This is a genomic window from Rhodococcus sp. P3_B8, from assembly GCF_056402775.1.
In genome coordinates, this window is the sequence record NZ_JBFUGT010000029.1 from 16,122 (window position 1) to 42,819 (window position 26,698).

Consider the following 26,698-nt stretch of genomic DNA (forward strand, 5'->3'; position numbering starts at 1 on the left):
AGGACCGCGAGCGCGGCGTGCACGACCATGAAGAGGGTCGAGTTCGTTTCCTGGGCGATCGCGAGCAGCCCACGGTGGGTCTGCGCGTCGATCGTGAACCGTGCCGACGCGCCGCGCAGCGACTGCACCGGCGGCCGGGGCCGGTCGGTCGGCAACTCGAGCACCTCGGGGAGCCCGCCGAGCGCCTGCTGCCAGTAGCCGAGCTGGCGGGAGACCAGCGATTCGGGGTCGGACTCGTCACCGAGCGACTCACGCTGCCACAACGCGTAATCGGCGTACTGGACGGGCAGCGGTTCCCACCCGGGAGCGCTGCCGGCGGAACGCGCCGCGTAGGCGGTCATGATGTCGGTGAAGAGGGGCGCCAGCGACGCACCGTCGGCCGAGATGTGGTGCACGACCATCATCAGGATGTGGTCGGTGGGGTTCACCTCGAAGCAGGCGACCCGCACCGGCACCGTCTCGGTGACGTCGAATCCGGTGGCGCCGAGTTCACGCAACCGCGCGTACAGGTCCTGCTCGTCGGCGACCGGGGTCGGGGTCAGATCGGACACCACGTCGGCTGCGGGCAGCACGAGCTGGTGCGCGTCCTCGTCGCCGACCGGGAAGACCGTCCGCAGCGACTCGTGCCGCTCGACGACGTCCGCCCACGCCGCATTCAGCGCCGCCGGGTCGATCGAGCCGGTCAACCGCACCGCCAGCGGCAGGTTGTACGCCGGGGAGGACGGATCGAACTGGTTGACGAACCACATCCGCTGCTGAGCCAGCGACAGCGGGATGCGGTCGGGCCGCGGACGGGCGACGAGCGCGGGACGCTGTTCGCCGGTACTCGCGGTCGCCTCGAGCAGCTCCGCGAGTTCCGCGACCGTCGGATTTTCGAAACACTCCCGTACCGACAGGTGCGCACCGAGCGCGACCCTGAGCCGGGCCGTGAGCCTCGTCGCGCTGATGGAGTTGCCACCGAGGTCGAAGAACGAGTCGGTGGACCCGACTCGATCGGCGCCGAGCACCTCTTCGAAGACCCTCGCCACGATCGTCTCGACCGGCGTACGAGGGGGTACGTACTCCACCGCGACGGTGGTGAACTCGGGCTCGGGCAATGCCTTTCGATCCAGCTTCCCGCTGGCACCGAGAGGGAAGCTGTCCAGGACGACGATGCGGGCGGGCACCATGTACGCGGGCAGGAGCTGCGCCGCTGCGTCCTGCACCGACTTCGTGTCGATCTGGGCGCCGGACCGCGGAACCACGTAACCCACGAGATTTTCGCCGGTCGCGTCGCTTCGATGGATCGTGACCGCGGCCTGCGCCAACGACGGATGCGACAACAACGCAGCCTCGACCTCGCCGAGCTCGATCCGCAGGCCACGCAACTTGACCTGGAAGTCGCTGCGTCCGAGGTACTCGAGGTTCCCGTCGGCGCGACGTCGAACGACGTCGCCCGTTCGGTACATTCTCTGCCCGGCGCCGCCGAACGGGTTGGCGACGAACCGGTCGGAGGTCAGATCGCTACGTCCGACGTAGCCGCGCGCCAACTGGGTGCCCGCGAGATACAGCTCGCCGGGGACCCCGACCGGCACCGGACGAAGACGCGAATCCAAGACGTGGAGATCGGTGTTCCACACCGCACTTCCGATGGGCACGGTGCCGCGAACGTCCGGGTCGACGTGCCCGGCGGTCGCGTGCACGGTGAATTCCGTCGGACCGTAGAGGTTGTGCAATTCGGCATCCGACAATCCGCGGAACGCCTCGGCGGTCGCCGGCGGAAATGCCTCGCCCGCGACGAGCACCACTCGAAGGCTGAGCAGGTCGTGTCGATCGGCTTCGCCGACGAACACCGACAGCATCGACGGCACGAACGACGTTGCGGTGACGCCCTCACGCGCAATCAACGCCGCGAGATACTCGGGATCACCGTGACCGTCGGGTGACGCAATCACCAGACGAGCACCCGAGACGAGCGTCGCGAACAACTCCCAGATCGACACATCGAATGTCGCCGGAGTCTTCTGCAGCACGACATCGTGTGCGCCGAGCCCGTACTCGTCGACGATCCACGAGATCTGGTTCAGGACCGCCGCGTGGCTGACCGCGACGCCCTTCGGCCGTCCCGTCGAACCGGACGTGTAGATGACGTAGGCAGGGTTCGACGGCCGAAGGGCCCCCCGGCGCTCCTCGTCGCGCACCGGCGCGGCCGAAGCGTCGACAGGAAGCTGGTCGATCTCCACCACGCGGTATCCGTCGGGCAGGGTGAGAGCATCTCGCGCAACCGTCAGGACACAGAGCGGCGAGGCGCTGTCCAGAACGTAGGACGTGCGGTCGGCCGGATGGTCGGGGTCGAGCGGAACATAGGCGCCACCCGCCTTCACGATGGCGTACATCGCGACCATCGAGTCGATCGATCGCCGAATCGCGAGAGCGACCCTCACCTCCGGCACGACACCCATCTCGATCAGGCTTCGCGCGAGTCGATTGACGCGATCGTCGAACTCGGCATAGGTCAGCGTCTCGTCGCCGGACACCAGGGCCACCGCGTCCGGCGTCCGCGCCACCTGCTCGTCGAACAGGTCGACGAGGGTGCGGCTTTCGTCCGTGCCTGCCGCGGTACCGGCTGCGGTGGCGTCCGCGATCACGCCGGCGAGGACACCGGCGAACGTGTCCGCGAATCCTTCGCCCGACGAGCCGTCGAGCAGTCCGGGCAGCAGGGTGGACAGGGCCACCGTCACCGCGGCCTCCGGGCCCACGCCCACACCGGCGAGCGTGCGCGCGAGTTCCGCGGACTTGTCCCGCAACTGCGCGTACGTGACATCGGTGCCGTTGTGCGACAGCGCGATTCCGTCCGGGTTGATCGACGCCGCGCCGTCGAGGAGTTCGGGCAGCGACTTGGTGGCCGTCAACTCCTCCGAGATCGAGTGCGACATCAGGGACTGCGCCCCCTCGTCCGGCACGGCCAGACCGGCCTTCTCGTCCTCGGTTAGGATGTCGATGTCACCGACGACGGCGTCCGCGTCGGCCGTGACGGCCTCGAGCACGCGAACGAAGCGATCGGCGAAACCGCGGACCGTCGACTCGTCGAACAGATCGGTGGCATAGGAGAACCAGCCTCGCATGCCGTTCGCGACGGATCCCGCGTCGAACCGCTCCTCGACGGCGACGCCGAGATCGGTCTTGCTCGTGGTGAGTCCGCTCTCGAGGACCTCGACGGTCAGCCCGGCGAGCTCGAGCTTCGGCCGTTCCAGGTTCTGGAAGCTCAGCATCACCTGCGCGAGAGGCGCGTACGCGGCGGTGCGCGACGGACGGAGCACCTCGACGATCTGCTCGAACGGCACGTCGGCGTTGCCGAATGCATTCAGATCGACCTCGCGTGCCTGCGTGAGCAGCGTGCTGAAACGGGCGTTCTGGTCCACATCGGTGCGCAGCACGAGCGTGTTGACGAACATACCGACGAGATCGTCGAGCGCGCGGTCACCGCGGCCCGCGACAGGGGTGCTGACGGAGATGTCGCTGGTGTTGCTCAGTCGCCCCAACAGCACGGCGAGTGCGGTGTGCACCACCATGAACAGCGACGCCTGGTGGGTCTGTGCGAGTTCGTTCAGCGACCGGTGCACGTCCTGCCCGATCTCGAACTCGATCAGACCGCCCTGCGGGTTGCGGACGGCCGGGCGCGGCCGGTCGGCGGGGAGGTCGAGAACCTCCGGTGCATCGCCGAGCGCGTGCGTCCAGTACGCGATCTGCTTGCCCGCGAGCGACTCCGGGTCGTCCTCGGAGCCGAGGAGATTCCGCTGCCACAGGGCGAAGTCCGGGTACTGCACGGGCAGCGGCGAGAAGCTGGGCTCCTCCCCCTGCACGCGAGCGCCGTAGGCGCCGAACAGGTCCCGCGCGAGCGGGGCCATCGACGAGCCGTCCGCCGAGATGTGGTGGACGACGACGACGAGGACGTGGTCGCGTTCCCCGAGTTCGAACAGGGCGGCGCGCACCGGGACGTCGGCGGTGACGTCGAAGCCGGCCGATGCCAGCGCGACGACCCGCTCCCGCAGTTCCTGCTCGTCGGCCACGCGGACGACGTCGAGCCCGGACTTCGTGTCGGATGCGGACAGGACGACCTGGTAGGGGCCGTCGACGGAATCCGGGTACACCGTGCGCAGCGATTCGTGCCGGGCGACGACGTCGGCGATCGCCGAACGCAGCGCGTCGGCGTCCAGTGCGCCGGTGAGCCGCAACGCCAACGGGATGTTGTACTCGGCCGATTCGGGATCGAACCGGTTGGCGTACCACATCCGCTGCTGGGCCAGCGACAGCGGCAGCCGGTCCGGACGCGGTCCGGCGGTGACGGGCGGTCGGGCGCCGCCGTCCACACCGAGCTCTTCCAGCCTGCGCGCCAGCTGCGCCACCGTGGGAGCCTCGAAGATCTCGCGCACCGGAGCGTCGATGCCGACGGCCTCGTTGATCCGCGCCATCACGCGGGTAGCGGCGAGCGAGTTTCCGCCGAGCGTGAAGAAGGAGTCGTCGGCACCGACCACGTCGACACCGAGCACCTCCGCGAACACTGCGGCCACCCGCTGCTCGAGAGCGGTTCCCGCGGCACGGAACTCACGGTCCTCCGCCAGGAACTCGGGCTCGGGCAGGGCGCGGCGGTCGAGCTTGCCCACCGGGGTGAGCGGGATGGCGTCGAGGGTCACGATCGTCGACGGCACCATGTACGTGGGCACGAACTCGCCCACGAAGTCCAGCATCCGGGTGACGTCCACCTCGGCGCCCGGCACCGGAAGCACGTACGACACGAGGACCGAATCCCCGGACGGTCCCGGCAGCACGGACGTCGTGGCGAAGTCGACGGCGGGGTGCTTGGCGAGCACCGCGTCGATCTCGCCGAGTTCGATGCGGAACCCGCGGACCTTCACCTGCTGGTCCGAGCGGCCGACGTAGTCGACGGTCAGCGCACCGTCCGCGTCCTTCGTCCAGCGCACGACGTCGCCGGTGCGGTACATCCGGTCGCCCGGCTCACCGTACGGGTTCGCGACGAAGCGTCCCGCGGTCAGCGGCGTGCGCCGGTGGTAGCCACGGGCGAGTCCGAGACCCGACAGATAGAGGTCACCTGCGATACCGACCGGAACGGGGCGGAGCCGATCGTCGAGGACCAGCGCGCTGGTGCCGCGGATCGGACCACCGATCGTGACCGGGCCGTCGGCGGCCATCGGGTCGCTGATGTTGGTCATGATCGTGGTCTCGGTGGGACCGTATCCGTTGAACAGCGAACGTCCGGGTGCCCAGCGCGCCGCGAGTTCCGCCGGGACGGCCTCGCCGCCGGCGACGACGAACTGGAAGTCGTCGAGCCCGGACGGATCCACGGACGCCAGCGCCGAAGGCGTGACGAAGCCGTGCGTGACGCGGTGCTCGCGCAGGAACTTCGCGAACTCGGGTCCGCCGTACACATCGGTGGGAGCGATCACCATGGTGGCACCGGCGCCGACCGCGAGCAGCAGTTCGAGAACGGACGCGTCGAAGCTCGGCGACGCGAAGTGCAGCGTCCGCGAGTCCGTCGTCACCTGGTAACGCTCACGCTGTTCGGCCGCGAAGTTGGCGAGACCCCGGTGCGTCACGACGACGCCCTTGGGTTGCCCGGTGGTGCCGGACGTGTAGATCACGTAGGCGCTGTTGGCCGGTGTCACCGCCGTGCGACGCTCCGCCTCCGCGACGGGAGCGGTGGAGTACCGCGCGGCGGCATTCTCGAAGTCTTCGCTGTCGAGGACCAGCCAGTCCACGCCCGCCGGAAGCCGGCCGACCTCGGAGCTCACGGAAAGCCCGAGCGCCACACCGGAATCGGTGACCATGTGCGCGATGCGCTCGTCCGGGTACCCGGGGTCGATCGGCACGTACGCGCCGCCGCTCTTGGCGACCGCCCAGATGCCGGCGATCGACGCGATCGAGCGGGTGATGCCGAGTCCGACGAACGTCTCCGCGCCGACTCCGCGCTCGATCAGGATGCGCGCCACACGGTTCGAGCGCTCGTCCAGCTCGCGGTAGGTGATGCTGCCGCCCGAGACGATCGCGACCCCGTCGGGGTTCGCGGCGACCGCCGCGGACAACAGTTCGACGAGAGTCGTGGGCGGTGTGCCCTCGATACCGCGGACCGGTGTCAGTTCCGCTGTCTCCTCGGCGTCGAGGATGGGGATGTCCCCTACCGCGATGTCGGTTCCGCCGTCTGCGACGGCGGCGAGGATCCGCACGAAACGGTCCGCGAAGCCCTGCACGGTCTCCGCGTCGAAGATCTCGGTGGCGAACCCGAGAACGCCGGTGATCCCGGTGGGCGCACCCTCGTCCGACCACAGTTCGCGCAGGTCGACGGTGAGGTCGAACTTGCTGAACTCGACGTCCACGGCGCCGGGTGTCGCCTCCAGTCCGGCGAATTCGAGCGACGGAATGCCGTTCACCTGATGGGTCAGCACGACCTGGAACAGCGGCGAGTACGCCGTGGACCGGGTCGGCTTCAGGGCGTCCACCAACTGCTCGAACGGGACATCCTGATGGCTGAACGCGGCGAGGTCCTGGGTGCGGACCTGCTCGAGCAGTTCGGCGAAGGACGTTCCGGGCTCGACCTCGGTCCGCAGCACCAGTGTGTTGACGAACATGCCGACGAGGTTCTCGAGCGCCTCGTCACCGCGACCGGCCACGGCGGTGCCGATGGCGATGTCGGTGCTCGAACTGAGCCGTGCCAGCAGAACGGACAGCGACGCGTGCAGCACCATGAACAGCGACACGTTGTGTGCGCGCGCGACCTCACCGAGACGACGGTGGATGTCCTCGTCGACGGAGAAGCCCACGGAGGCGCCTGCCATCGACCGCACCGTCGGGCGGGGCCGGTCGGTGGGGAGTGCCAGGACGTCGGGCACACCCGCGAGGGTCTTCGACCAGAAGTCGATCTGCGCCGCGGCCAGGGAGTCGGGGTCGTCCTCGGAACCGAGCACGTCCCGCTGCCACAGCGCGTAGTCGGCGTACTGGACGGGCAGCGCCGGCCAGGCGGGCTGCGTCCCGTCCTGACGGGCCGCGTAGGCCGTCATGACGTCGCGGGCCAGCGGCAACGTGGACGCGCCGTCGGACGCGATGTGGTGCATGACCAGCACCAGGACGTGGTCGGTCGCGCCGAGCCGGAACAGGCGGGCCCGGACCGGGATCGTGTCGGTGACGTCGAAGCCGGTGGAACCGAACTCGAACATCCGGTCCCGCAGGTCCTCCTCGCGGACGTCGACCGGCTCGAGAGCGAGGTCGATGCCGGCGGCGGGCAGGATCACCTGGTGCGCGCCGGAATCGGAGTCCGGGAACACGGTCCGCAGCACCTCGTGCCGCGCGACGACGTCGGACAGCGCCGCGGCCAGCGCGGCGACGTCCAGCTCGCCGCGCAGTCGCACGGTGAGCGGAACGTTGTACGCCGGCGACGACGGGTCGAAACGGTTGAGGAACCACATCCGCTGCTGCGCGAGCGACAGCGGCAACTCCCGGGGGCGCTCGCCCGCGACGAGTGCCGGCCGGGTGGAGCCGTGGTGAGCCCGGTCCTCGACGAGCTTCGCGAGGGTCGCGATCGTGGGGGCCTCGAACAGATCACGGATCCCGACCTCGGTGCCGGTCGCGGACGTGACGCGGGCAGCGACGCGGGTGGCGCTGAGCGAGTTGCCGCCCAGGTCGAAGAACGACTCGTCGACACTCACTCGCGTCGCGGAGAGGATGTCACCGAAGATGCCGGCGACGACCTCCTCGAGCGGGGTGCGCGGCGCGACGAATTCGACCGTGCTCGTGGCGAAGACCGGCTCCGGGAGGGCCTTGCGGTCGACTTTGAGATTCGCGTTGAGCGGCATCTCGTCGAGCACCATCACCGTGTCCGGGATCATGTGCGACGGCAGCACGTGCCGCAGTGCGTCGAGCGTCGCATCGACGTCGAGTTCGGCGCCTGCGGTCGCGGTGACGTATGCGACGAGCCGGGGACCCTGCTCGCTGTCGTGGACGACCACCACCGACTTCTGCACCGCGTCGGTCGCGTTGAGTGCGGATTCGATTTCGCCGAGTTCGATTCGGAGACCGCGGATCTTCACCTGGAAGTCGCTGCGGCCCACGAACACGAGCCCGCCGTCGGCACGCTCGCGGACGAGGTCACCGGTCCGGTACATGCGGGCGCCGGGCCCCTCGAACGGATTCGCCACGAATCGTGACGCGGTGGTGCCGAACATGTTGCCGTACCCGCGGGCCAGGACCTGGCCGCCGATGTAGAGGTCACCGGTCACTCCCGGCGGCACGGGGCGCATCCGGCCATCGAGCACGTGGTACCGGACACCGCGGAACGCGGCGCCGAACGGGACCGGCCACGACTCGGCATCCCCGGTGGACAGGTCCAGTTCGTACGAGGAGCAGGTGACCGATGCCTCGGTCGGGCCGTAGTTGTTGAGCAGGCGCGAGTCCGTGCCGATCAACGCCGTGCAGGCTGCAGGCCGCAGCATCTCACCGCCGAGGAGGACGACCTTCAGATTGGGCAGGACGCCCTCGGTGTCCAGTTCGGTGAGGACTTCGAACGCACTGGGTGCGAGGTTCGTGATCTGGACCTCGCCCGTGCCGATCATGCGGAGAATCGGTCCCGGATCGAAGCCGTCGTCGGCGAGGTGGAGCACACCGCCGTACGCGAGACCCACCCAGATGTTCTTCTGGGTCTGGTCGAACAGCGGGGAGTTCGCGATCAGCAGTCCGGTGCCGTCCTTCACCCGGAGGTCGCACTGGTACGACTGATAGTTGTTGGACAGGCCCAGCATCGGCACCATCGTGGGCTTGGGCCGCCCGGTCGAGCCCGACGTCGAGATGACGTGCCCGAGGCGCGTGCCTGCGTGCTCGTCCGACCACGGGTCGTGCGGGAAGTCGGTGTCGTCGAGCGATTCGAGGTGGCGCGCCGTCTCGGGGTCGTCGAGCACGATCGGGTCGTCGAGCGCCGCGTTCCCCGTGGGTGCCTCGGTGAGCCCGCTCCAGGACCGGGTGGCCACCACGGTCCGCGTGCCGCTGTCCTCGACGAGGCCCGTGATCCGCTCCATTCCCCACTTCTGGTCGAACGGGGAGTACGCCGCGCCGACCTTCCAGGTGGCGAGCATCCCGATCACCCATTCGACCGAACGGGGGGTGAGCAGTGCGACGACGTCGTCGGGGCGGACACCACGGGACAGCAGTTCGCGTGCGAGCTGGTTGGCCCGGCGGTTCAATTCGCCGCGGCTGGTCTCGACGCCGCCCGCCACGACGGCGCGAGCCTCCGGGTCGCGCTCGACCCACTCCTGCCAGCGCGTGACGAAGAGTTCGAGGGGCCATCCCGACGTTTCGGTGACCTCCGCCTCCGGCGTCGCAACGATCTCCGGTGCGGGCGCGGCGATCTCGATGTCACCGACGAGGGCGTGCGCGTCCGCGATGACCTGGTCGAGGATCGTGCCGAAGCCGTCCTTCCCGTCCTCGGACGGCGGAGCCATCATGATCGTGGGAACCAGACCGGACAGCACCACGGAGACGATCGCGTCCGGACCCATCCCCCGCTCCGACAGCGGCGCGGACATCAAGCGGAGCCGCTCGTCGAACTCGCGGTACGTCACCTGCATGCCGTCGTGAGCGACGGCGACGGCGTCGGGAGCGACCTCGACCGCAGCGGCCAGAAGCTGCGGCAGCTCGCGAACGGTCATCGTGCGTGCGGGCCTGACAGGGCTCAACTTTGCTCTCTCGTGTTCGGTGAGAATGTCGATGTCGCCTACAGCGACACCGGGATCGGTGACGACGGCCTCGAGGATCCGGACGAACCGCTCGGAGATCCGTTCCGCGGTGCTCCGCTCGAACAGGTCGGTGGCGAACGTGAACCTGCCGCCGAGGCCTGCCGGTTCACCCGACTCGTCGGCCTTCTCGGTGATCGTCAACGTGAGGTCGTACTTGGCGCCCTGCGCCATGTCCTCGATCACGCGCACGGTCAGCCCGGGCAGTTCGAGCGCGTCCATCCGGTTGTTCTGGAACGACAACATCACCTGGAACAGCGGCGAGTACGCCGCCGAGCGCCGGATCCGCAGTGCCTCCACGATCTTCTCGAACGGCACGTCGGAATTGCCGAACGCCGCCAGGTCGCCTTCGCGGACCCGTTCGACGAGATCGGCGAACGAATCCCCCGGCCGCACGCGGGTGCGCAGGACGAGGGTGTTGACGAACATGCCCACCAGGTCGTCGAGCGCCTGATCGCTGCGTGCGGCGAGCGGGGTGCCGACGGTGATGTCGTCGCTCGTGCTCAGCCGCGACAGCAGCGTCGTCAACGCCGCGTGCGTCACCATGAAGAGCGAGGCGCCGCGTTCCCTGCCGACCGCTTCGAGGCCGCGCCGCAGTTCGGGGGTGATCGCGAAGTCGATCGAATCGCCTCGCATCGACTGCCTGGCCGGGCGTGCGTGGTCCAGCGGGAGGTCGATCAGCTCGGGTGCCCCGGAGAGGGTGTCGGCCCAGTGCGCGATCTGCTTGCCCGCGAGCGACCGGGTGTCGGCGGGGTCGCCGAGGACCTCGCGCTGCCACAGCGCGAAGTCGGGGTACTGCACCGGCAGCGGCTGCCACAGCGGAGCCGCACCGGCGGTGCGCGCGCTGTACGCGACCATGACGTCGCGCGCGAGCGGCGACATCGACGCGCCGTCGGCGCAGATGTGGTGTACGACGAGGACGAGCAGGAACTCGCTCTCACTGGTGGCGAACAGCCGGATACGCAGCGGGGGCGCGACCGTGACGTCGAATCCTTCGGTGGCGAATTCGGTGAGCGCCGTGTGGAGTTCGGCCTCGGTCACCGGGACGGGCGTCAGGTCGAACGGAACCTGCGCGGTGTCGACGACCTGCTGGTACGGGCCGTCACCGGAGTCGGGGAACACGGTCCGCAGCGACTCGTGCCGCGCGAGTACATCCGACACGGCCGACGACATCGCGTCGATGTCGAGCGAACCGGACAGACGCACGGCGAGCGGAATGTTGTACGCCGAGGACGCCGTGTCGAACCGGTTCATCAGCCACATGCTCTGCTGCGCCATCGACAGCGGAACCCGCTCGGGGCGCGGCCGCGCGACGAGAACCGGCCGGTCGGAGCCGGTGCCGGCCTGCTCGGCCACCTTCACGGCGAGCCGTTCCACGGTCGGCGCCTCGAACAACTCGCGCACACCCAGACGGGTACCCGCGGCAGCGTTGAGCCGGGCGACAGCCTTCGTCGCCACGAGCGAGTTGCCGCCGAGGTCGAAGAACGACTCGGCGACACTGATCTTCGCGAGGCCGAGCACGTCGGCGAGCACACCGGCGACCAGTTCCTCGGTGGGCGTGCGCGGCTCGATCATCTCGCCCTGCAGGGCGTCGAAGTCGGGCTCGGGCAGAGCCCTCCGGTCGAGTTTGCCTGCGGTGGTGAGCGGGATCTCGTCGATGACGAGGACGGCGCTCGGCACCATGTGCGCCGGAAGCATGTCGCCGACGAAATGCGTCACCTCGGCCACGTCCACCGCGGCGCCCGCGGTGGGCAGCACGTACGACACGAGGGCGGTCGAACCCGACGGCATCGACGTGCCGAGGGTGGCCGCGAATTCGAGGTCCGGGTGCTTGACCAGAGCGGCGTCGATCTCGCCGAGCTCGATCCGGAAACCACGGACCTTCACCTGGAAGTCACTGCGGCCGACGTACTCCACGCCGTAGCCGGCGCGGTGCCCGTGGTCGACGACGAACCGGACGATGTCGCCCGTGCGGTACATCCGGCTCCCGCTGTCGCCGAACGGGTTCGCGACGAATCGTTCGGCGGTGAGGCCGAGACGGTCGTGGTAGCCGCGGGCGAGGCCTGGGCCTGCGATGTACAACTCCCCCGCCACGCCGACAGGTACCGGGCGTAGCAATTCGTCGAGAACGTAGACGGTGACACCGCAGACGGGACCGCCGATCTCGATCCGGCTCCCGGGCACCAGCAGGTTGCTGACGTTGCTCATGATGGTGGCCTCGGTGGGTCCGTAGCCGTTGTACATCCGACGACCCGTCGCCCAGCGTTCCACCAGTTCCGGCGGACACGCCTCGCCGCCGACCACGACGACCTCGAGCCGGTCGAGTCCGGCCGGCTCCACCGACGCGAGCGCGGCCGGCGTGACGAAGGCGTGGGTGACTTCGTTGTCCGCGAGGAAGTTTCGCAGTTCCTCACCGCCGTACAGGTCGGCGGGCGCGACGATCATCGTCGCGCCGCAGCCGAAGGCGAGCAGCAGTTCGAGGACGGACGCGTCGAAGCTCGGGGACGCGAAGTGCAGAGTCCGCGCCGACGGGCTCACCCCGTAGTGGGTGCGCTGCTCGGCGGAGAAGTTGGCCAGACCGGTGTGGGTGACGACGACGCCCTTGGGCAGACCGGTGGTACCGGACGTGTAGATCATGTACGCCGGATGCTCGAGCCGAACCGACGCGGTCCGCTCGGAATCCGTGACCGGCTCCGCCGACTTCGCGGCGCACAGCGCGTCGCACTCGGACGAGTCGAGGGCGAGCCATTCGACGTCCGAGGGAAGGGTGTCGCGCTGAGCGGCCACGGTCAGGCCGAGAATCGCACCGGAGTCGACGACCATGTGTGCGATGCGCTCGGACGGGTAGCGGGGGTCGACGGGCACGAAGGTGCCGCCGGCCTTGGCGACGGCCCACGTTCCGATCACCGAGTGCAGCGAGCGCGTCATCCCGAGCGCCACAGACGTTTCCGGTCCCACACCGCGATCGACGAGAACCCGGGCGAGCCGGTTCGAGCGCGCGTCGAGTTCCGCGTAGGTCAGCGATTCGCCATCCGCGACCAGCGCGATGCGCTCACCGTTCTCGGCTGCGGTCACGGCGAGGATCTGCGGCAGCGACAGCGGTGCGGCGGCGTCGGTGCCGTGCGCCGCCAGCAGGGACGCACGCTCGCCGGGAGCGAGGATGTCGATGTCCGCGACGAGCGTGTCGACGTCCCCGGACAGCGCACCGAGCACACGGACGACCCGCTCCATGATCTCCTCGACCTCGGCGGCCTCGAAGATCTCGGGAAGGAACTTGGCCGTCAAGTGCAGCCGCGGGTCGGTCATCGCGACGATCGCCAGCGGGTAGTGGGTGGCGTCGTTGGACGTCACGTCGAGAACGCGGAGACCCTCGATGTCGCTGCTCTTCGTGAGCGCCTCGCGGTCGAGCGGGTAGGACTCGTAGACCATCAGCGTGTCGAACAGCGCGCCGAGGCCGAGTCCCTGCTGGATGTCGGTGAGCCCGACGTGATGGTGATCGAGCAACTCGGTCTGCTCGTGCTGGATGCGGTCGAGCAGGGTGCGGACGGCGTCGCCGGCCCGGACGCGCACCCGCACCGGCAGGGTGTTGATGAAGAGCCCGAGCATGGACTCGATGCCGGGCACCTGGGGCGGACGACCCGAGACGGTGGTGCCGAACACCACGTCGTCCCGTCCGGTCAGCCTGCCCAGCACGATTCCCCACGCGGCCTGAACGAGGGTGTTCATGGTGACGCCGAGTTCGCGCGAGCGCGCGGTCATGTCGGCGAGCAGGTCGTCCGGCAGGTCGATCACCAGCTCACCGGGGGTGAGCGTCGGGGCGGTCTCCGCGTGCGCGGGTGCGAGGAGGGTGGGCTCCTCGATGCCGCTCAGGGCCTTCGTCCACGCGGCCACGGGCACCTGCGGGTCCTGCGCGGACAGCCACTCGAGGTAGCTGCGGTACGGACGCGGCTGCGGCAGTGCCAGCGCGTCGCCGTCCACCGCGTACAGGGTCAGCAGATCCTGGATGAGGATCGGCAGCGACCAGCCGTCGAGGAGGATGTGGTGGTTGGTGACGGCGAACCGGTAGCGGTCCTCGCCCGTCTCGACCAGCAGGAATCGCACGAGAGGCGGCGCGGTCATGTCGAACCGGTCGGTCCGGTTCGCGAGCATCAGCGCCTCGAGTTCCGCAGCACGGTCGGACTCGGACGCGGCCGAGAGGTCGACGTGCGTCCACGGCACGTCCACCCGGTCGACGACCACCTGCATACCGGTGCCGTCGTCGCCCGCGACGAACGCGGTGCGCAGGTTGGGGTGCCTCGCGACGAGTGATTCCGCGGCGCGGCGGAGGCGGTCGGTGTCGACGGACCCGCCCAGGTCCATCACCAGCTGGGTGGTGTACACGTCGGTGGCGGTACCTGCCAGCGACGCGTGGAACAGCAAGCCCACCTGCAGCGGGGCCAGCGACCAGACGTCGGCGAGTGCGGGGTAGTCGCTCTCGAGGGTGTCGATCCGGCTCTGACTCAGGGAGACGAGGTCGAGGTCCGACGGCGTCCGGCCACCGGCTCCGGGCCGCTTCGTGTGTTCGACGAGCCCTTCGAGCGCGCGCGTCCACAGGCCGGTGAGCTCGCCCACCTCGGCGTCGGTGAGGACGCCCTGGGGGAAGTCGACGGTGGCCGAAAGTCGCTGTTCTCCTTCGACATCCACGATCATCGCGTTGATGTCGAGGGCGAAGTGCACCGGCATCTCGCTGTTGCGGGTACCGGTCAGCTCCATCGTGTCGGTGTCGGGCACCCAGCCCGCCGCCCGGAACGCGTCGGGGATCTCGCCCACCGATACGCGGCCGAGGTAGTTGAAACTGATCTGCGGGCTCGGCAACGCCGCGAGAACCGCGCGGGTCTCGGCGTTGAGGAATCGCAGCATTCCGTAGCCGATGCCGTGCTCGGGTACCCGGGCGAGTTGTTCCTTCACCGACTTGACGGCCCGACCTGCGGCCGCGCCGCCGGCGAGGGCGTCGCGCACGTCGACGCCGGGCGCCGACAACCGGACCGGGAACATGCTGGTGAACCAGCCGACCGTGCGGGAGAGATCGGCGCCGGGCAGCACCGTCTCCTCGCGGCCGTGGCCTTCGAGGTGCACGAGGGTCGAGGACTCGGTGACGCCGCGTTCCGCGCGCCACGCCGCGACGGCGAGGGCGAGGGCGGTGAGGAGGCCGTCGTTGACGCCGCCGTGGAACGCGCGCGGCACGTCGGTCAGCAGACCGTCGGTGACGTCGGCCGGGACCTCCAGGCGGACCCGGCCGGTGGTCGAGACCGTGTCGCGGCCGTCGAGGGCGCGCGAACCGATCAGCGGGTCCGCACCGTCGAGAGTGGTGCGCCAGTGGTCGAGTTCGGCCACGCGGCGGGCGCTCCGGGCGTTGTCGGCGAGGCCGTGCGCCCAGCGGCGCACCGACGTGCCGACCGCCGGGAGCAGCGGGTCGGCACCGGCGGCAATCTGCGCCCACGCGGATGCGAAGTCGGGCACCAGCACTCGCCAGGACACCCCGTCCACGGCGAGGTGATGGATCACGACGAGCAGTCGTCCCGTCTGCGGGGTGCTCTCGTCCTCCCCGCTGACGCCGTCCTCGCCGTCCCGCGGTGCAAGATCGCCGGAGTCCTCTGCGGGCGCGAACCAGACGAAACGCACCACGCTGCCGGTCGCCGGGTCCAGCTTGTCCACCGTGCGGTCGAGGGCGTGCGCGGCGAGCGCCTCGAACGAGTCGGTGCCGGGTCCCTCGCTGAACTCGACGCGATCGACGAGCCGGTCGACGTCGACGGAGCCGATCGGTGCGACCTCCAGCGACCATCCGGCCGGAGAGTCGGTGCGGCGCAACGACGAACGCAGAGCGTCGTGGCGATCGACGACGGCCGCCAGCGTGCGCACCAGGCGGTCCCGCTCCACCTTCGGCGGCAGGGCCAGGAGAATGGACTGGGAGAAGCGGTGGAAGTCGCCGCCCAGCTCCGTCATCCAGTGCACGACCGGTGTCAGCGGCATCGTGCCGATACCGGCGCCGGGAAGTTCCTCGAGGACGTGCACCGTCGCCGACTCGGATGCCGACTTCGCGACCTCGGCGAGCGAGGCCACGGTCTTGCGCTCGAAGACGTCGCGGGCCGTGAACAGGACACCGGCTTCCTTCGCGCGGGACACCAGCTGGATCGAGACGATGCTGTCGCCACCGAGCGCGAAGAACGAGTCGCCGACACTGACCCGCGGCAGACCGAGAACTTCGGCGAACAGTCCGGCGATCGACTCCTCCATGGTGCTGCGAGGGGCCACGTACTCACTGGACTCCGCCGCGAACGTGGGTTCGGGCAAGGCCTTCCGGTCGAGTTTGCCGCTCGCGCCGACCGGCATCTCGGCGATCACCACGACGGCGTCGGGAACCATGTACGAGGGCACCGCGCGGCCGACGTGGACCGTCAAATCCTCGACGTCCACCGCCGAACCGGGTTCGGGGACGACGTACCCGACGAGCCGCTGTCCCAGGGAGCTGTCGTGCACGACCGCAACCGATTGCGCCACATGCGGATACGAGGACATCGCGGCCTCGATCTCGCCCAGTTCGATGCGCAGGCCGCGCACCTTCACCTGGAAGTCGGTGCGGCCGAGGTACTCGATGCTGCCGTCGACACGCCACTTGACGAGGTCGCCGGTGCGGTACAGACGGGTTCCCGCGGCGCCGAAAGGATTGGCCACGAAGCGTTCTGCCGTGAGCTCCGGCCTGCCCTCGTAGCCGCGCGCGACCTGGGCGCCCGCGAGATAGAGCTCTCCTGCGGATCCGATGGGAGCGGGCCGGAGGTGGCCGTCGAGCACGTACGCCTCGGTGTTCCACACCGGGGTGCCGATGGGAATCGTGTGGAGGGTCTCCCGATCCACCTCGCCTGCGGTGGCGTGCACGGTGAACTCGGTGGGGCCGTACAGGTTGTGCAACCCGGCGTCGGACTTCGCGCGGAACGCCGCGGCGACGGCAGGCGGAAACGCCTCTCCCGCAACGAGAACGACGCGCAGGCTGACGAGTTGTTCGCGGTCCGCTTCGGCGACGAACACCGACAGCATCGACGGGACGAACGATGTCGCCGTGACCTTCTCGCGCGCGATCACGTCGGCGAGGTAGGCGGGATCGCGATGCCCCTCGGGTGCGGCGATCACCAGGCGCGACCCGGAGGCGAGTGCGGCGAACAGTTCCCACACCGACACGTCGAACGTCGTCGGGGTCTTCTGCAGCACGACATCGTTCGCATCGAGCTCGTAGCGCGACGCGATCCACGTGACCTGGTTCAGGACCGAAGCGTGGCTCACCGCCACGCCCTTCGGACGTCCGGTGGACCCGGACGTGTAGATGACGTAGGCCGGGTTCGCCGGCCGCAGATCGGCTGCCCGTTCGTCGTCGCGGATCGGGCCGGCCGGGACGCCGCTCAGATCCAGGGCGTCGATCTCCAGGACGTCCTGATCGGCGGGAAAGACGAGGCCGTCGCGCGCGACCGTGAGGATGCACAGCGGGCGGGCACTCTCGAGTACGTACGCCGTGCGCTCGGCGGGGTGGTCGGGGTCGAGTGGCACGTACGCGCCGCCCGCCTTGACGACGGCGTACATCGCGACCATGGAGTCGAGCGAGCGGCGGATCGCGAGGGCGACCTTCGTCTCCGGACCCACTCCCCTGCCGATCAGCGTCCGGGCGAGACGGTTCACCCGCGCGTCGAACTCGGCGTACGTGAGCTCCTCGCCGTCGAAGACGAGTGCCGTCGCGTCGGGGGTGCGCCCGACCTGGGCGTCGAACAGGTCGACGACGGTCCCCGCCGGCGGCGACACGACGTCGCCGTTCCACCCGGTCACGACCTGTGCGCGTTCCTCGTCGCTCATCGCGGCCAGGTCCGACACCGAGGCGTCGTCGCCGGCGCCGAGGAAGCGCTCGAAGAAGTCGAAGAAGCGGCTGTGGTGACGGTCCAGCTCGTCCGCGGAGTACAGGTTGGGGTTGGCCTCGAAGTCGATGTGGATCTTGCTGCCTGCCACACCCTGGTAGATGTTCAGGGAGAGATCTTCGACCGGTCCGGTGGTGAGGACGTTCTGGTGTCCGGTGACCGTCCCCAGCTTGATCTCGCTGTGGAACATCATGATGTTGATCGAGGGACCGAAGAAGCCACGCTGCCCCTGGGGCGCTCCCGCGTCCCGGCGGATGTCCTCGTGGCGGTACCGCTGGCGGCGCAGGGCGCCGGTCAGCTCGATCTGAACGCTCTTGACCAGCTCGGGGACGGTCATCTCCGGGGTGATCTGGAGCCGGAGCGGAACGATGTTCGACACCATTCCGCCGGAACGGCGCAGCGTGGCGGTGGTGCGCGCCGAGACCGGGAGGCTGAGGACGACGTCCGTCCGGTCGGTCATGTGGGCCAGGTACGCGGCGAATGCGGCCACCACGATGGGCGCGGAGCTGGCGTTGCTGCCGCCGAGGGCCTCGTCGAGCAGGGTGGCGGTGGACTCGGGCAGTGCCTCGGAGGAGAGCCGCGCGAACTTGCCCACCATGGCCGCACGACCGGCGAGGCTCGGGGCCTCGGGCAGGTGCGCGGTGCGTTCGGCCCAGTATTCGCGATCCTTCGCGAACCGCTCGGAGTTGCGGTACCGCTGCTCGTCCTCGACGATCCGGACCAGGTCCTCGGCGCGGCAGGCCGGCGGCTCGGTGCCCTCGACCAGCGCCGTGTAGATCTCGGCGATGCGTGCGATCAGCGCCATCGCGCCGAATCCGTCGAGCGCGATGTGATGGATGCGGCAGAACCAGAAGTAGTGATTCTCCCCGACGTGGAGCAGGTAGACCACGACGAGGCGGTCTTCGAGGAGGTCGACGGGGGCGCTGTAGTTGGCCCGCATCCACTTCTCGGCGGCGTCGACGGAATCGCCCTCGCCGCGGAGGTCGACGTAGGTGATGGCGTCGTCGAGGGACTTGTCGACGTACTGGTAGGGCATCCCCTCGATCTCGACGAGGCGGAGGAAACCGGAGCCGAACTCCCGGCCGGTACGGACCGTGGCCTCGGTCAGCAGGTCGAGGTCGATGTCACCGCGAAGCTCGATGTACTGGGCGATGGTGAGAGGAACCTCGCCCATCGCGTGTTGCGCGAACCAGATGCCTCGCTGCGCAGCCGACAGCGGAAACGCCCCTTCCGGAGCACCGCTACTACCCGCTGCTTGTCCCGACCCCAAGGGTTACTCCGTTCTCGAACGCGTGGCGACTGCCGCCTGTGTCTTTGGTGATTCGTAGCTCTCGGTCCCACGGACTGCGTCGTGAGCCGGTCTTCCGATGAACGCCATCACACGAACAGGCCCTGCCGGTTCGAAGCATCTCGCGGAGCGGGGACGTGCCGGGCATGGGACGCCCTGCGCTGATCGAAGAGTTCCACCACACTCGGAGTCGATGTCAGACGATCGTCCGAAACCCGATTGCCTGCGACGCTGAACACTCCAAGGCCCTTACATCCCGAACTACTTGCGGTGAGCGGGTTCATACGTGGCTCCGTTCTCTCATCGATCCAACAAGCGGCCACCCAATCGGTGCTCGTCATCCTCCGAGTCGAGAGCCGAGTCTACGGCGCTGGTGGAGGAGCGAAACATCGTCGCGATCATTGCTTCGGCCTCCTCTCGCTCGGTGGTGACAATCTCGGTTCGTACGGTTCTGCGGTAGCGCCGGGAATTACATCGGTGTCGGATCCACTGCCGTTACCGGCGCCGGTGTGACGTACCCAACCCTCGATACTTCCAGAACCAGGCCTAGATTCGATCTTCGACGCGCACATATTCAACAGGCCGGACCGCATTCCGGGCACTGTGTACAACCAGAACACGGATACCGTACCGAGAGTCGGAATTTCACTAGGTGTACAACTGTCGTATCCAGTTTCATGTTCCGCCTCCCGACTGTTATCCGTGCACGGTGCAGCCGATCTGATGACCGGCCGCGGCGTTGAACACTCACTGCCCCCCGTGACCGCAGTTTTGCCAACCACCGTGTCTACCAAAGCCCCGCGCAGGTCTCAAAACGCAGAGCACCCGAAGTTGCATACCGGGAATAACCGAGCAGGTTCGTCGCGTAGTCGCATCGAACGAAAACTTGGACGTTCACGTGAGCGCTCGGGTGCCGGCAGATCGCCCGCTGACCTGCCACGAGGACGCAGACACGCGTCCCCGGCGAAGGGATGTGAACCGGCGACACCCCGGTTGTATCCCAGCATCTGGAACACCCTCCCGACGCTCGGCACTGTCGATGTCCGATTAGTCGCGATCGCCGCCGCGCGACCGATCGCGGGCAGACGGGAGATTTCTCACATTCAGGGACGCGCCGACATCAGGAAGAACGCTTCTACCAACGAGTAACTAAAGTAAGTCTAACCTAACCGTTGTCGCCCAACGATACTGACATCGACCGACTCGCCGCTCACCGTCCGTGGCTCGCGAACCAGTCGAGCAGATCGGGGTCGTCCACGGCGCTGCGGTCCACCGTGCGCCCAGCATCCGCACCCTGAAAAATGCGCTTGAGGGGCACCTCGAGTTTCTTGCCGGTCCGGGTGTGCGGGATGCCGGGCGCCTCGATGATGTCGTCGGGCACATGCCGCGGAGAGGCCTGCTCACGAATCGCTGCGCGGATACGCTGCCTCAGCGCGTCGTCGAGTTCCGCCCCCTCCGACAGGACCACGAACAGCGGCATCCAGTATCCGCCGTCCGCCAGATCGACACCGACGACAAGCGCCTCGGCGACCTCGGGGAGCTTCTCCACCACCTGGTAGATGTCGGCGCTACCCATCCGAATCCCGTTGCGATTCAAGGTGGAATCGGACCTTCCGTGCATCAAGACGGTCCCGCGATCGGTGATCGTGATCCAGTCGCCGTGCCGCCACACTCCCGGAAACACATCGAAATATGCTTCGCGGTACCGCTTTCCGTCCGGATCGTTCCAGAACGACACCGGCATGGACGGCATCGGCGCCGTCACGACCAGTTCACCGACCTCACCTCGCACCGGTTGCCCAGACTCGTCGAACGCGTCGACGGCGACACCCAGGCACGGGGCGGACAGCTCCCCCGGCCAGACCGGGACGTTCCGCGCTCCCCCGACGAACGCCGACACCACGTCGGTCCCACCGGTGATCGACACGACGGGAACGCGGCGACCGACGTTCTCGGACAACCACAGTGACGACGCCGCCGGCAGCGTGGACCCGGTCACCCCCACCGCCCGGAGTGCGCTCAGATCGTGCTCGCGCACGGGGACCACACCCGCCTTGTCGCACGCGAGAACATAGCCGGGACTGGTGCCGACCACGGTCACACCCAGCCGTGACACCAAGGACCACAACGCATCCGGCGTCGGATAGGACGGACTTCCGTCGTAGCAGACGATGGTGGCCCCCACCAGCAGGCCCGCCGTCTGGAAGTTCCACATCATCCAACTGGGACTGGTGTACCAGAAGAGGGTGTCGTCGCGGCCGATGTCGAGTTGGAGCGCGAGCGACTTCACGTGCTCGAGGAGAACGCCGCCGTGACCGTGCACGATGCCCTTCGGCAGGCCCGTGGTCCCCGAGGAGAACACCACCCACAGCGGGTGGTCGAACGGGACGGCGACGGACTCGAGTGCGGCGTCCCGGCCGGTGGCCTCCGCCCAGGTGAGGGTGCCGTCGACGGCGGCGTCCGGATCGAGACGCGGCACGACCACTGTGAGGGCCAGCGACGGCAATCCGCCGCGCAGGTCGGCCGACGCGGCGAGTCGATCGTGTTCCTTGCCCCCGAACCGGTAGCCGTCCGCGGTGATCAGCGCTTTCGGTTCCAGTTGACCCAGTCGATCGAGCGCGGCCGGCGCGGAGTAGTCCTGTCCGCACGCGGCCCACACGGCACCGAGCGACGCCGTGGCGAGGAACGCGACGACGGCCTCGGGAATGTTCGGGAGGTAACCGACGACCCGGTCACCGACCCCGACTCCGTGCTCGCGGAGAGTCGCGGCGAGGCCCGCCACCGCGGACCGCAACTCGTCCCACCCGACGGAGATGTCGGTGGCGCCCTCACCCGCGTACAGGATCGCCGGTGTGCCGGGGCGGGCGTTCCGGAAGACGTGGTCGACGTAGTTGAGGGTCGCCCCGGGGAACCAGACGGCCCCCGGCATCGCGTCGTCCGCGAGGGCCGGTCCGGGGTCGGTGGCGGACCGGATATCGAAGTAGTCCCACACGTCCTGCCAGAACGCCGCCGGGTCGGCGACCGACCAGCGCCACAGCGCCCGGTAGTCGTCGACTCGGACGCTGTGACGCCGTGCGACGAAACGGGCGAAATCGGTGACGACCGCGTCGCACACGTCGGATTCGGTGGGCACCCATTGCGGATCGGCAGTCATGGGCACCATCTTCCCCGAGAGCGCGACCGTTCCGCGCTCTTTCGCCGCCTACTGCGGGGACTCGGACGTGCTCTTCCCCTTCGAACCGACCTGGGAGCGGCGCAGGATCGCCTCGGCGTGACGCAGGACCGGCGCGTCCACCATCTTTCCCTCGAACGCGAAGACTCCCCGTTCGTCGGCGACGGCGGCGAGAACCCGCGTCGCCCAGTCGACGTCCTTGTCGGACGGCGCGTACGCCTCCCGGATCACCGCGATCTGGCTGGGATGGATGCCGACCTTGATGTCGAATCCGACGGCGACGGCGTCGACCGCCTCCGCGCGCAACCCGTCGAGGTCTTTGATGTCGAGATATACGGAATCCAGGGCGAGCCGGTGATACGCCTTGGCCGCCAGCAGTGTCGACGACCGCACGTGATTGGCGACGTCACGATAGCTGCCGCCCTCGCGGCGACTGGAGTTGCCGCCCATCGCCGCCACGAGATCTTCGGCGCCCCACATCACGCCGATCGTGCTCGCCGCCAGCGCGATCTCGCTCACCGCGAGCGCACCGAGAGGCGACTCGACGAGGGCGATCACCTCACGCGGCGCCAACGACAGCACCTGGTCGGCGGACTCGCACTTCGCCAGCATCAGCCTCGTGTAGCGGGTGCCGTCGAGTGCCAGAAGGTCTCGCTCGTGATCCTCGGTTCCGACCGGATTGACTCGCACCACCGTGCGATCCGGATCCAACGGGGTGTCGATCAGGGCGACCCGCGCCGCTTCCTTGTCCGCGGGCGCCACCCCGTCCTCGAGGTCGAGGATCACGACGTCGGCTGCCGCAGCCGCTTTCGCATACCGTTCGGGCCGGTCGGCCGGGCAGAACAACCAGGCGGGCCCGGGCAGTTCCCAGCTCATGACGGCTTCTTCTGGACGAGGGTCTTGCGGACCGCGATCGCCACCACGTCGCCGTTCTGGTTGCGGCCGGTGTGCTCGAGCGTGACGATGCCCTCGCCGGGCCTGCTCTTCGACTCGCGCTTGTCCACGATCTTCGTCTCCGCGTAGAGCGTGTCGCCGTGGAACAGCGGTTTCGGGAAACTGATCTCCGAGAACCCCAGATTCGCGACGATCGTCCCCTGCGTCAGTTGTGCCACCGACAATCCGACCACGGTCGAGAGGGTGAACATCGAGTTGACGAGGCGCTCACCGAACTGGGTGTTCTCGCTGTACGCGGCGTCCAGGTGCAGTGCCTGGGTGTTCATCGTCTGCGTCGTGAAGAGGACGTTGTCGGCCTCCGTGACGGTCCGGCCGGGACGGTGCTCGTACACCGCTCCCAGCTCGAACTCCTCGAACCACAGGCCCCGCTGAACGATTCGCTTCGGTTCGGTCGTCGCGGTCACAGGCCGGCCTCCCGCGCGATCAGCATCAGCTGCACCTCGGTGGTGCCCTCGCCGATCTCCAGGATCTTGCTGTCACGGTAGTGCCGGGCCACGGTGTACTCGTTCATGAATCCGTAGCCGCCGTGGATCTGGGTGGCGTCCCGGGCGTTGTCCATCGCGGCCTCGGAGGCGACGAGCTTGGCGATGGCGGCCTGCTTCTTGAACGGCTTGCCGGACAACATCCGGGCAGCGGCGTCGTAGTACGCGGTGCGCGCGGTGTGGGCGCGCGCCTCCATGCGGGCGATCTTGAAGGCGATGGCCTGGTTGTGGCCGATGGGCCGTCCGAACGCCTCGCGTTCCTTGGCGTACTTGACCGACTCGTCGACGCATCCCTGGGCGGCGCCGACGCTCAGCGCGGCGATGGCGATGCGGCCCTCGTCGAGGATCCGCAGGAAGTTCGCGTACCCGCGGCCACGCTCGCCGAGCAGATTCTCCTCGGGAACGCGCACGTCCGAGAACGTGAGCGGGTGGGTGTCGGAGGCGTTCCAGCCGACCTTGTTGTACGCCGGCTCGGCGGTGAAGCCCGGCGTCGACGTCGGCACGAGGATGGTGGAGATCTCCTTCTTGCCTTCCTTCGTTCCGGTCACCGCGGTGACGGTGACGAGCTTGGTGATGTCGGTGCCGGAGTTGGTGATGAACTGCTTGTTGCCGTTGATGATCCACTCACCGCTGTCGAACTTCGCGGTGGTCTTCGTCCCGCCGGCGTCGCTTCCGGCACCCGGCTCGGTGAGCCCGAACGCGGCCAGGCTCTTGCCGCTCGTCAGCTGCGGCAGCCACTCCTGCTTCTGCTCCTCGTTGCCGAACCGGTAAATCGGCATCGCGCCCAGCGACACGCCGGCTTCCAGGGTGATCGCGACACTCTGGTCGACCTTGCCCAGTTCTTCGAGTGCCAGGCAGAGTGCGAAGTAGTCGCCGCCCATTCCGCCGTACTCCTCGGGGAACGGCAGGCCGAACAGGCCCATGTCGGCCATTCCCGCCACCACCTCGTAGGGGAACGTGTGGTTGGCGTCGTGTTCCGCCGCGACCGGTGCCACCACGTTCTTGGCGAAATCGGCGACGGTCTTCGCCAACTGCTGGTACTCGTCGGGAAGCTGGCCGGTGGCAAGGAATTCGGTCATGACGCGTCTTCTTTCGTGTCGGTGGTGTCGGTGTGCGGGGTGACTCGCGCGAGCAGCTGGTCGACCATCACCTGGTCACCGGGTGCGACGAGGATGTCGACGACGCCGTCGACGGGGGCGGTGAGCGAGTGCTCCATCTTCATCGCCTCGACCACGACGAGTGTCTGGCCTGCGGTGACGTGGGCGCCCGCTTCGGCACCGACGGCGATGACGGATCCGGGCATGGGGCTGGTGATCTCGGCCTCGCCGGCGTGGACGTCGCCGGTGCGGACACTGAGTTCGCGAACCTCACGCAGCATCGTCGTGCCGTCGGAACCGGCGAGCCAGATGTGCCCGTCGGTCTGGGCGACCCGGTAGGTTTCGCGCCTGCCGTCGATCACCACGGAGAGCGTGGCCCCGTCGAGCGCCGCCGTCAGGGAGAGGGTGTCGCCGTCCTCGACCTGCGCGGTGGCCTCGGACGGACTGCCCGTGATGCGCACGTGGTCGGTGCGGGTGGCAGACGACAACCGGATGCTGGTGGGCGCGGGAACGCCGACCCGCCAGCCGCTGGGAACGTCCCACGGATCGGCCTGTGCCCGCTCGGGCCAGCGCTGCAACCAGCGGAAAGCCGCAGCGGCGATCAGGGCGGCGTCGGTGGCCTCCGCGGCGACGAAGTCCTCGAGCCGTCGGTCGAGCAGACCGGTGTCGAGGTTGCCGGCCACCACGTCGGGATCGGCGAGCAGGAAGCGCGCGAACTCGATGTTGGTGACCACTCCCAGCACACCGGTGCCGGCCAGCGCCCGGTCCAGCTTGCGCAGCGCACCGGCGCGGTCGCCGGCGTGGGCGATGACCTTCGCCAGCATCGGGTCGTAATCGCTGCCGACCACCGTGCCGGGCTGCAGCCCGGAGTCGACCCGGACACCGGGACCGGCGGGTTCGACGACGTCGGCCACGAGTCCGCCGGTGGGGAGGAATCCGCGACTCGGATCCTCGGCGTAGACGCGGGCTTCGATGGCATGACCGGTGAGGGTGATGTCGTCCTGGGTGAAGCCGAGCGGCTCACCGGCGGCCACTCGCACCTGCCACTCGACGAGGTCCAGGCCCGTGACGAGTTCGGTGACCGGGTGCTCGACCTGCAGCCGGGTGTTCATCTCCATGAAGAAGAACTCGTCGGGCTTGTCGGCGGAGACGATGAACTCGACCGTTCCCGCTCCGGAGTAGTCGACGCTGCGCGCCGTATTGCAGGCGGCCTCGCCGATCCGGGCGCGCGTCGCCTCGTCCAGCAGCGGCGACGGCGCCTCCTCGATGACCTTCTGGTGGCGACGCTGCAGACTGCATTCGCGCTCACCGAGATGGACGACGTTCCCGTGCCCGTCCGCGAGGATCTGCACCTCGATGTGCCGGGGCCGCAGCACGAATCGTTCGAGGAAGAGGGTGTCGTCGCCGAACGCCGACGCCGCCTCCCGCCGCGCGCTGCGTAGTGCCTCGGCGAGTGCGCCCGGCTCCTCCACCAGTCGCATGCCCTTGCCGCCGCCACCTGCCGACGGCTTGACGAGGACGGGGTATCCGATGTCGCCTGCGGCCGCGATCAGTTCGTCGTCGGACAGGCCGGGACGGGCGATGCCGGGGACGACGGGCACGTCGAACTTCGCCACCGCGTTCTTGGCGGTGATCTTGTCGCCCATCACCTCGATGGCGTGCGCGGACGGGCCGAGGAACGCGATTCCCGCGTCCGCGCAGGCCCCGGCGAACTTGGAGTTCTCCGACAGGAACCCGTAACCGGGATGGATGGCCTGCGCGCCGGTGGCGCGGGCCGCCGCGATCACCTTCTCGATGACGAGGTAACTCTCCCGGGCCGCGGCCGGACCGAGCAGCACCGCCGTGTCGGCCTCACGGACGTGCCGCGCGTCCCGGTCCGCCTCGCTGAACACGGCGACGGAACGGATTCCCATGGCCCGCAACGTGCGGATCACGCGCACCGCGATCTCGCCGCGGTTGGCTACCAGGACGGTATCTATCCGAGTCATTTCAGTCATT

6 protein-coding genes (1 of these 6 running past the window's edge) are annotated in these 26,698 nt (G+C 68.7%); all 6 read right to left on the reverse strand.

The genetic code is table 11. From position 1 onward, the window contains the following. Window positions 1-18,881 carry the 5' portion of a non-ribosomal peptide synthase/polyketide synthase gene (locus AC1D1G_RS13760; RefSeq protein ID WP_477952516.1) on the reverse strand. 14,845 nt of this gene lie to the left of the window's left edge, so only the first 18,881 of its 33,726 coding nucleotides appear in the window; the start codon lies at window positions 18,879-18,881; its stop codon lies off the left edge, out of view. A gap of 1,324 nt (window positions 18,882-20,205) precedes the next feature. Further along, a complete protein-coding gene (locus AC1D1G_RS13765) occupies window positions 20,206-22,149 on the reverse strand; it encodes an acetoacetate--CoA ligase (protein ID WP_283332959.1) in 1,944 nt (647 codons plus the stop codon). Between the two features lie 48 nt (window positions 22,150-22,197). Further along, entirely contained in the window at window positions 22,198-23,043 is an 846-nt protein-coding gene (locus AC1D1G_RS13770; RefSeq protein ID WP_283332958.1) for an HpcH/HpaI aldolase/citrate lyase family protein, read from the reverse strand. After that, on the reverse strand, window positions 23,040-23,525 hold the full coding sequence (locus AC1D1G_RS13775; protein WP_105412677.1) for a MaoC family dehydratase: 486 nt from the start codon (window positions 23,523-23,525) through the stop codon (window positions 23,040-23,042). The genes AC1D1G_RS13770 and AC1D1G_RS13775 overlap by 4 nt, the downstream gene beginning before the upstream one ends. Next, window positions 23,522-24,682 (reverse strand): acyl-CoA dehydrogenase family protein, encoded by a 1,161-nt coding sequence (locus AC1D1G_RS13780; RefSeq protein ID WP_105412678.1) that lies wholly within the window; start codon window positions 24,680-24,682, stop codon window positions 23,522-23,524. The genes AC1D1G_RS13775 and AC1D1G_RS13780 overlap by 4 nt, the downstream gene beginning before the upstream one ends. Further along, complete coding sequence (locus tag AC1D1G_RS13785; protein ID WP_317569202.1) at window positions 24,679-26,688, reverse strand: acetyl/propionyl/methylcrotonyl-CoA carboxylase subunit alpha; 2,010 nt, start codon at window positions 26,686-26,688, stop codon at window positions 24,679-24,681. The genes AC1D1G_RS13780 and AC1D1G_RS13785 overlap by 4 nt, the downstream gene beginning before the upstream one ends. Window positions 26,689-26,698 lie beyond the last annotated feature (10 nt).

Coding starts and splice junctions, on each gene's coding strand:
- AC1D1G_RS13785 (WP_317569202.1), bottom strand. CDS start 26,688: ATGACTCGGATAGATACCGTCCTGGTAGCCAACCGCGGCGAGATCGCG.
- AC1D1G_RS13770 (WP_283332958.1), bottom strand. CDS start 23,043: ATGAGCTGGGAACTGCCCGGGCCCGCCTGGTTGTTCTGCCCGGCCGAC.
- AC1D1G_RS13765 (WP_283332959.1), bottom strand. CDS start 22,149: ATGACTGCCGATCCGCAATGGGTGCCCACCGAATCCGACGTGTGCGAC.
- AC1D1G_RS13780 (WP_105412678.1), bottom strand. CDS start 24,682: ATGACCGAATTCCTTGCCACCGGCCAGCTTCCCGACGAGTACCAGCAG.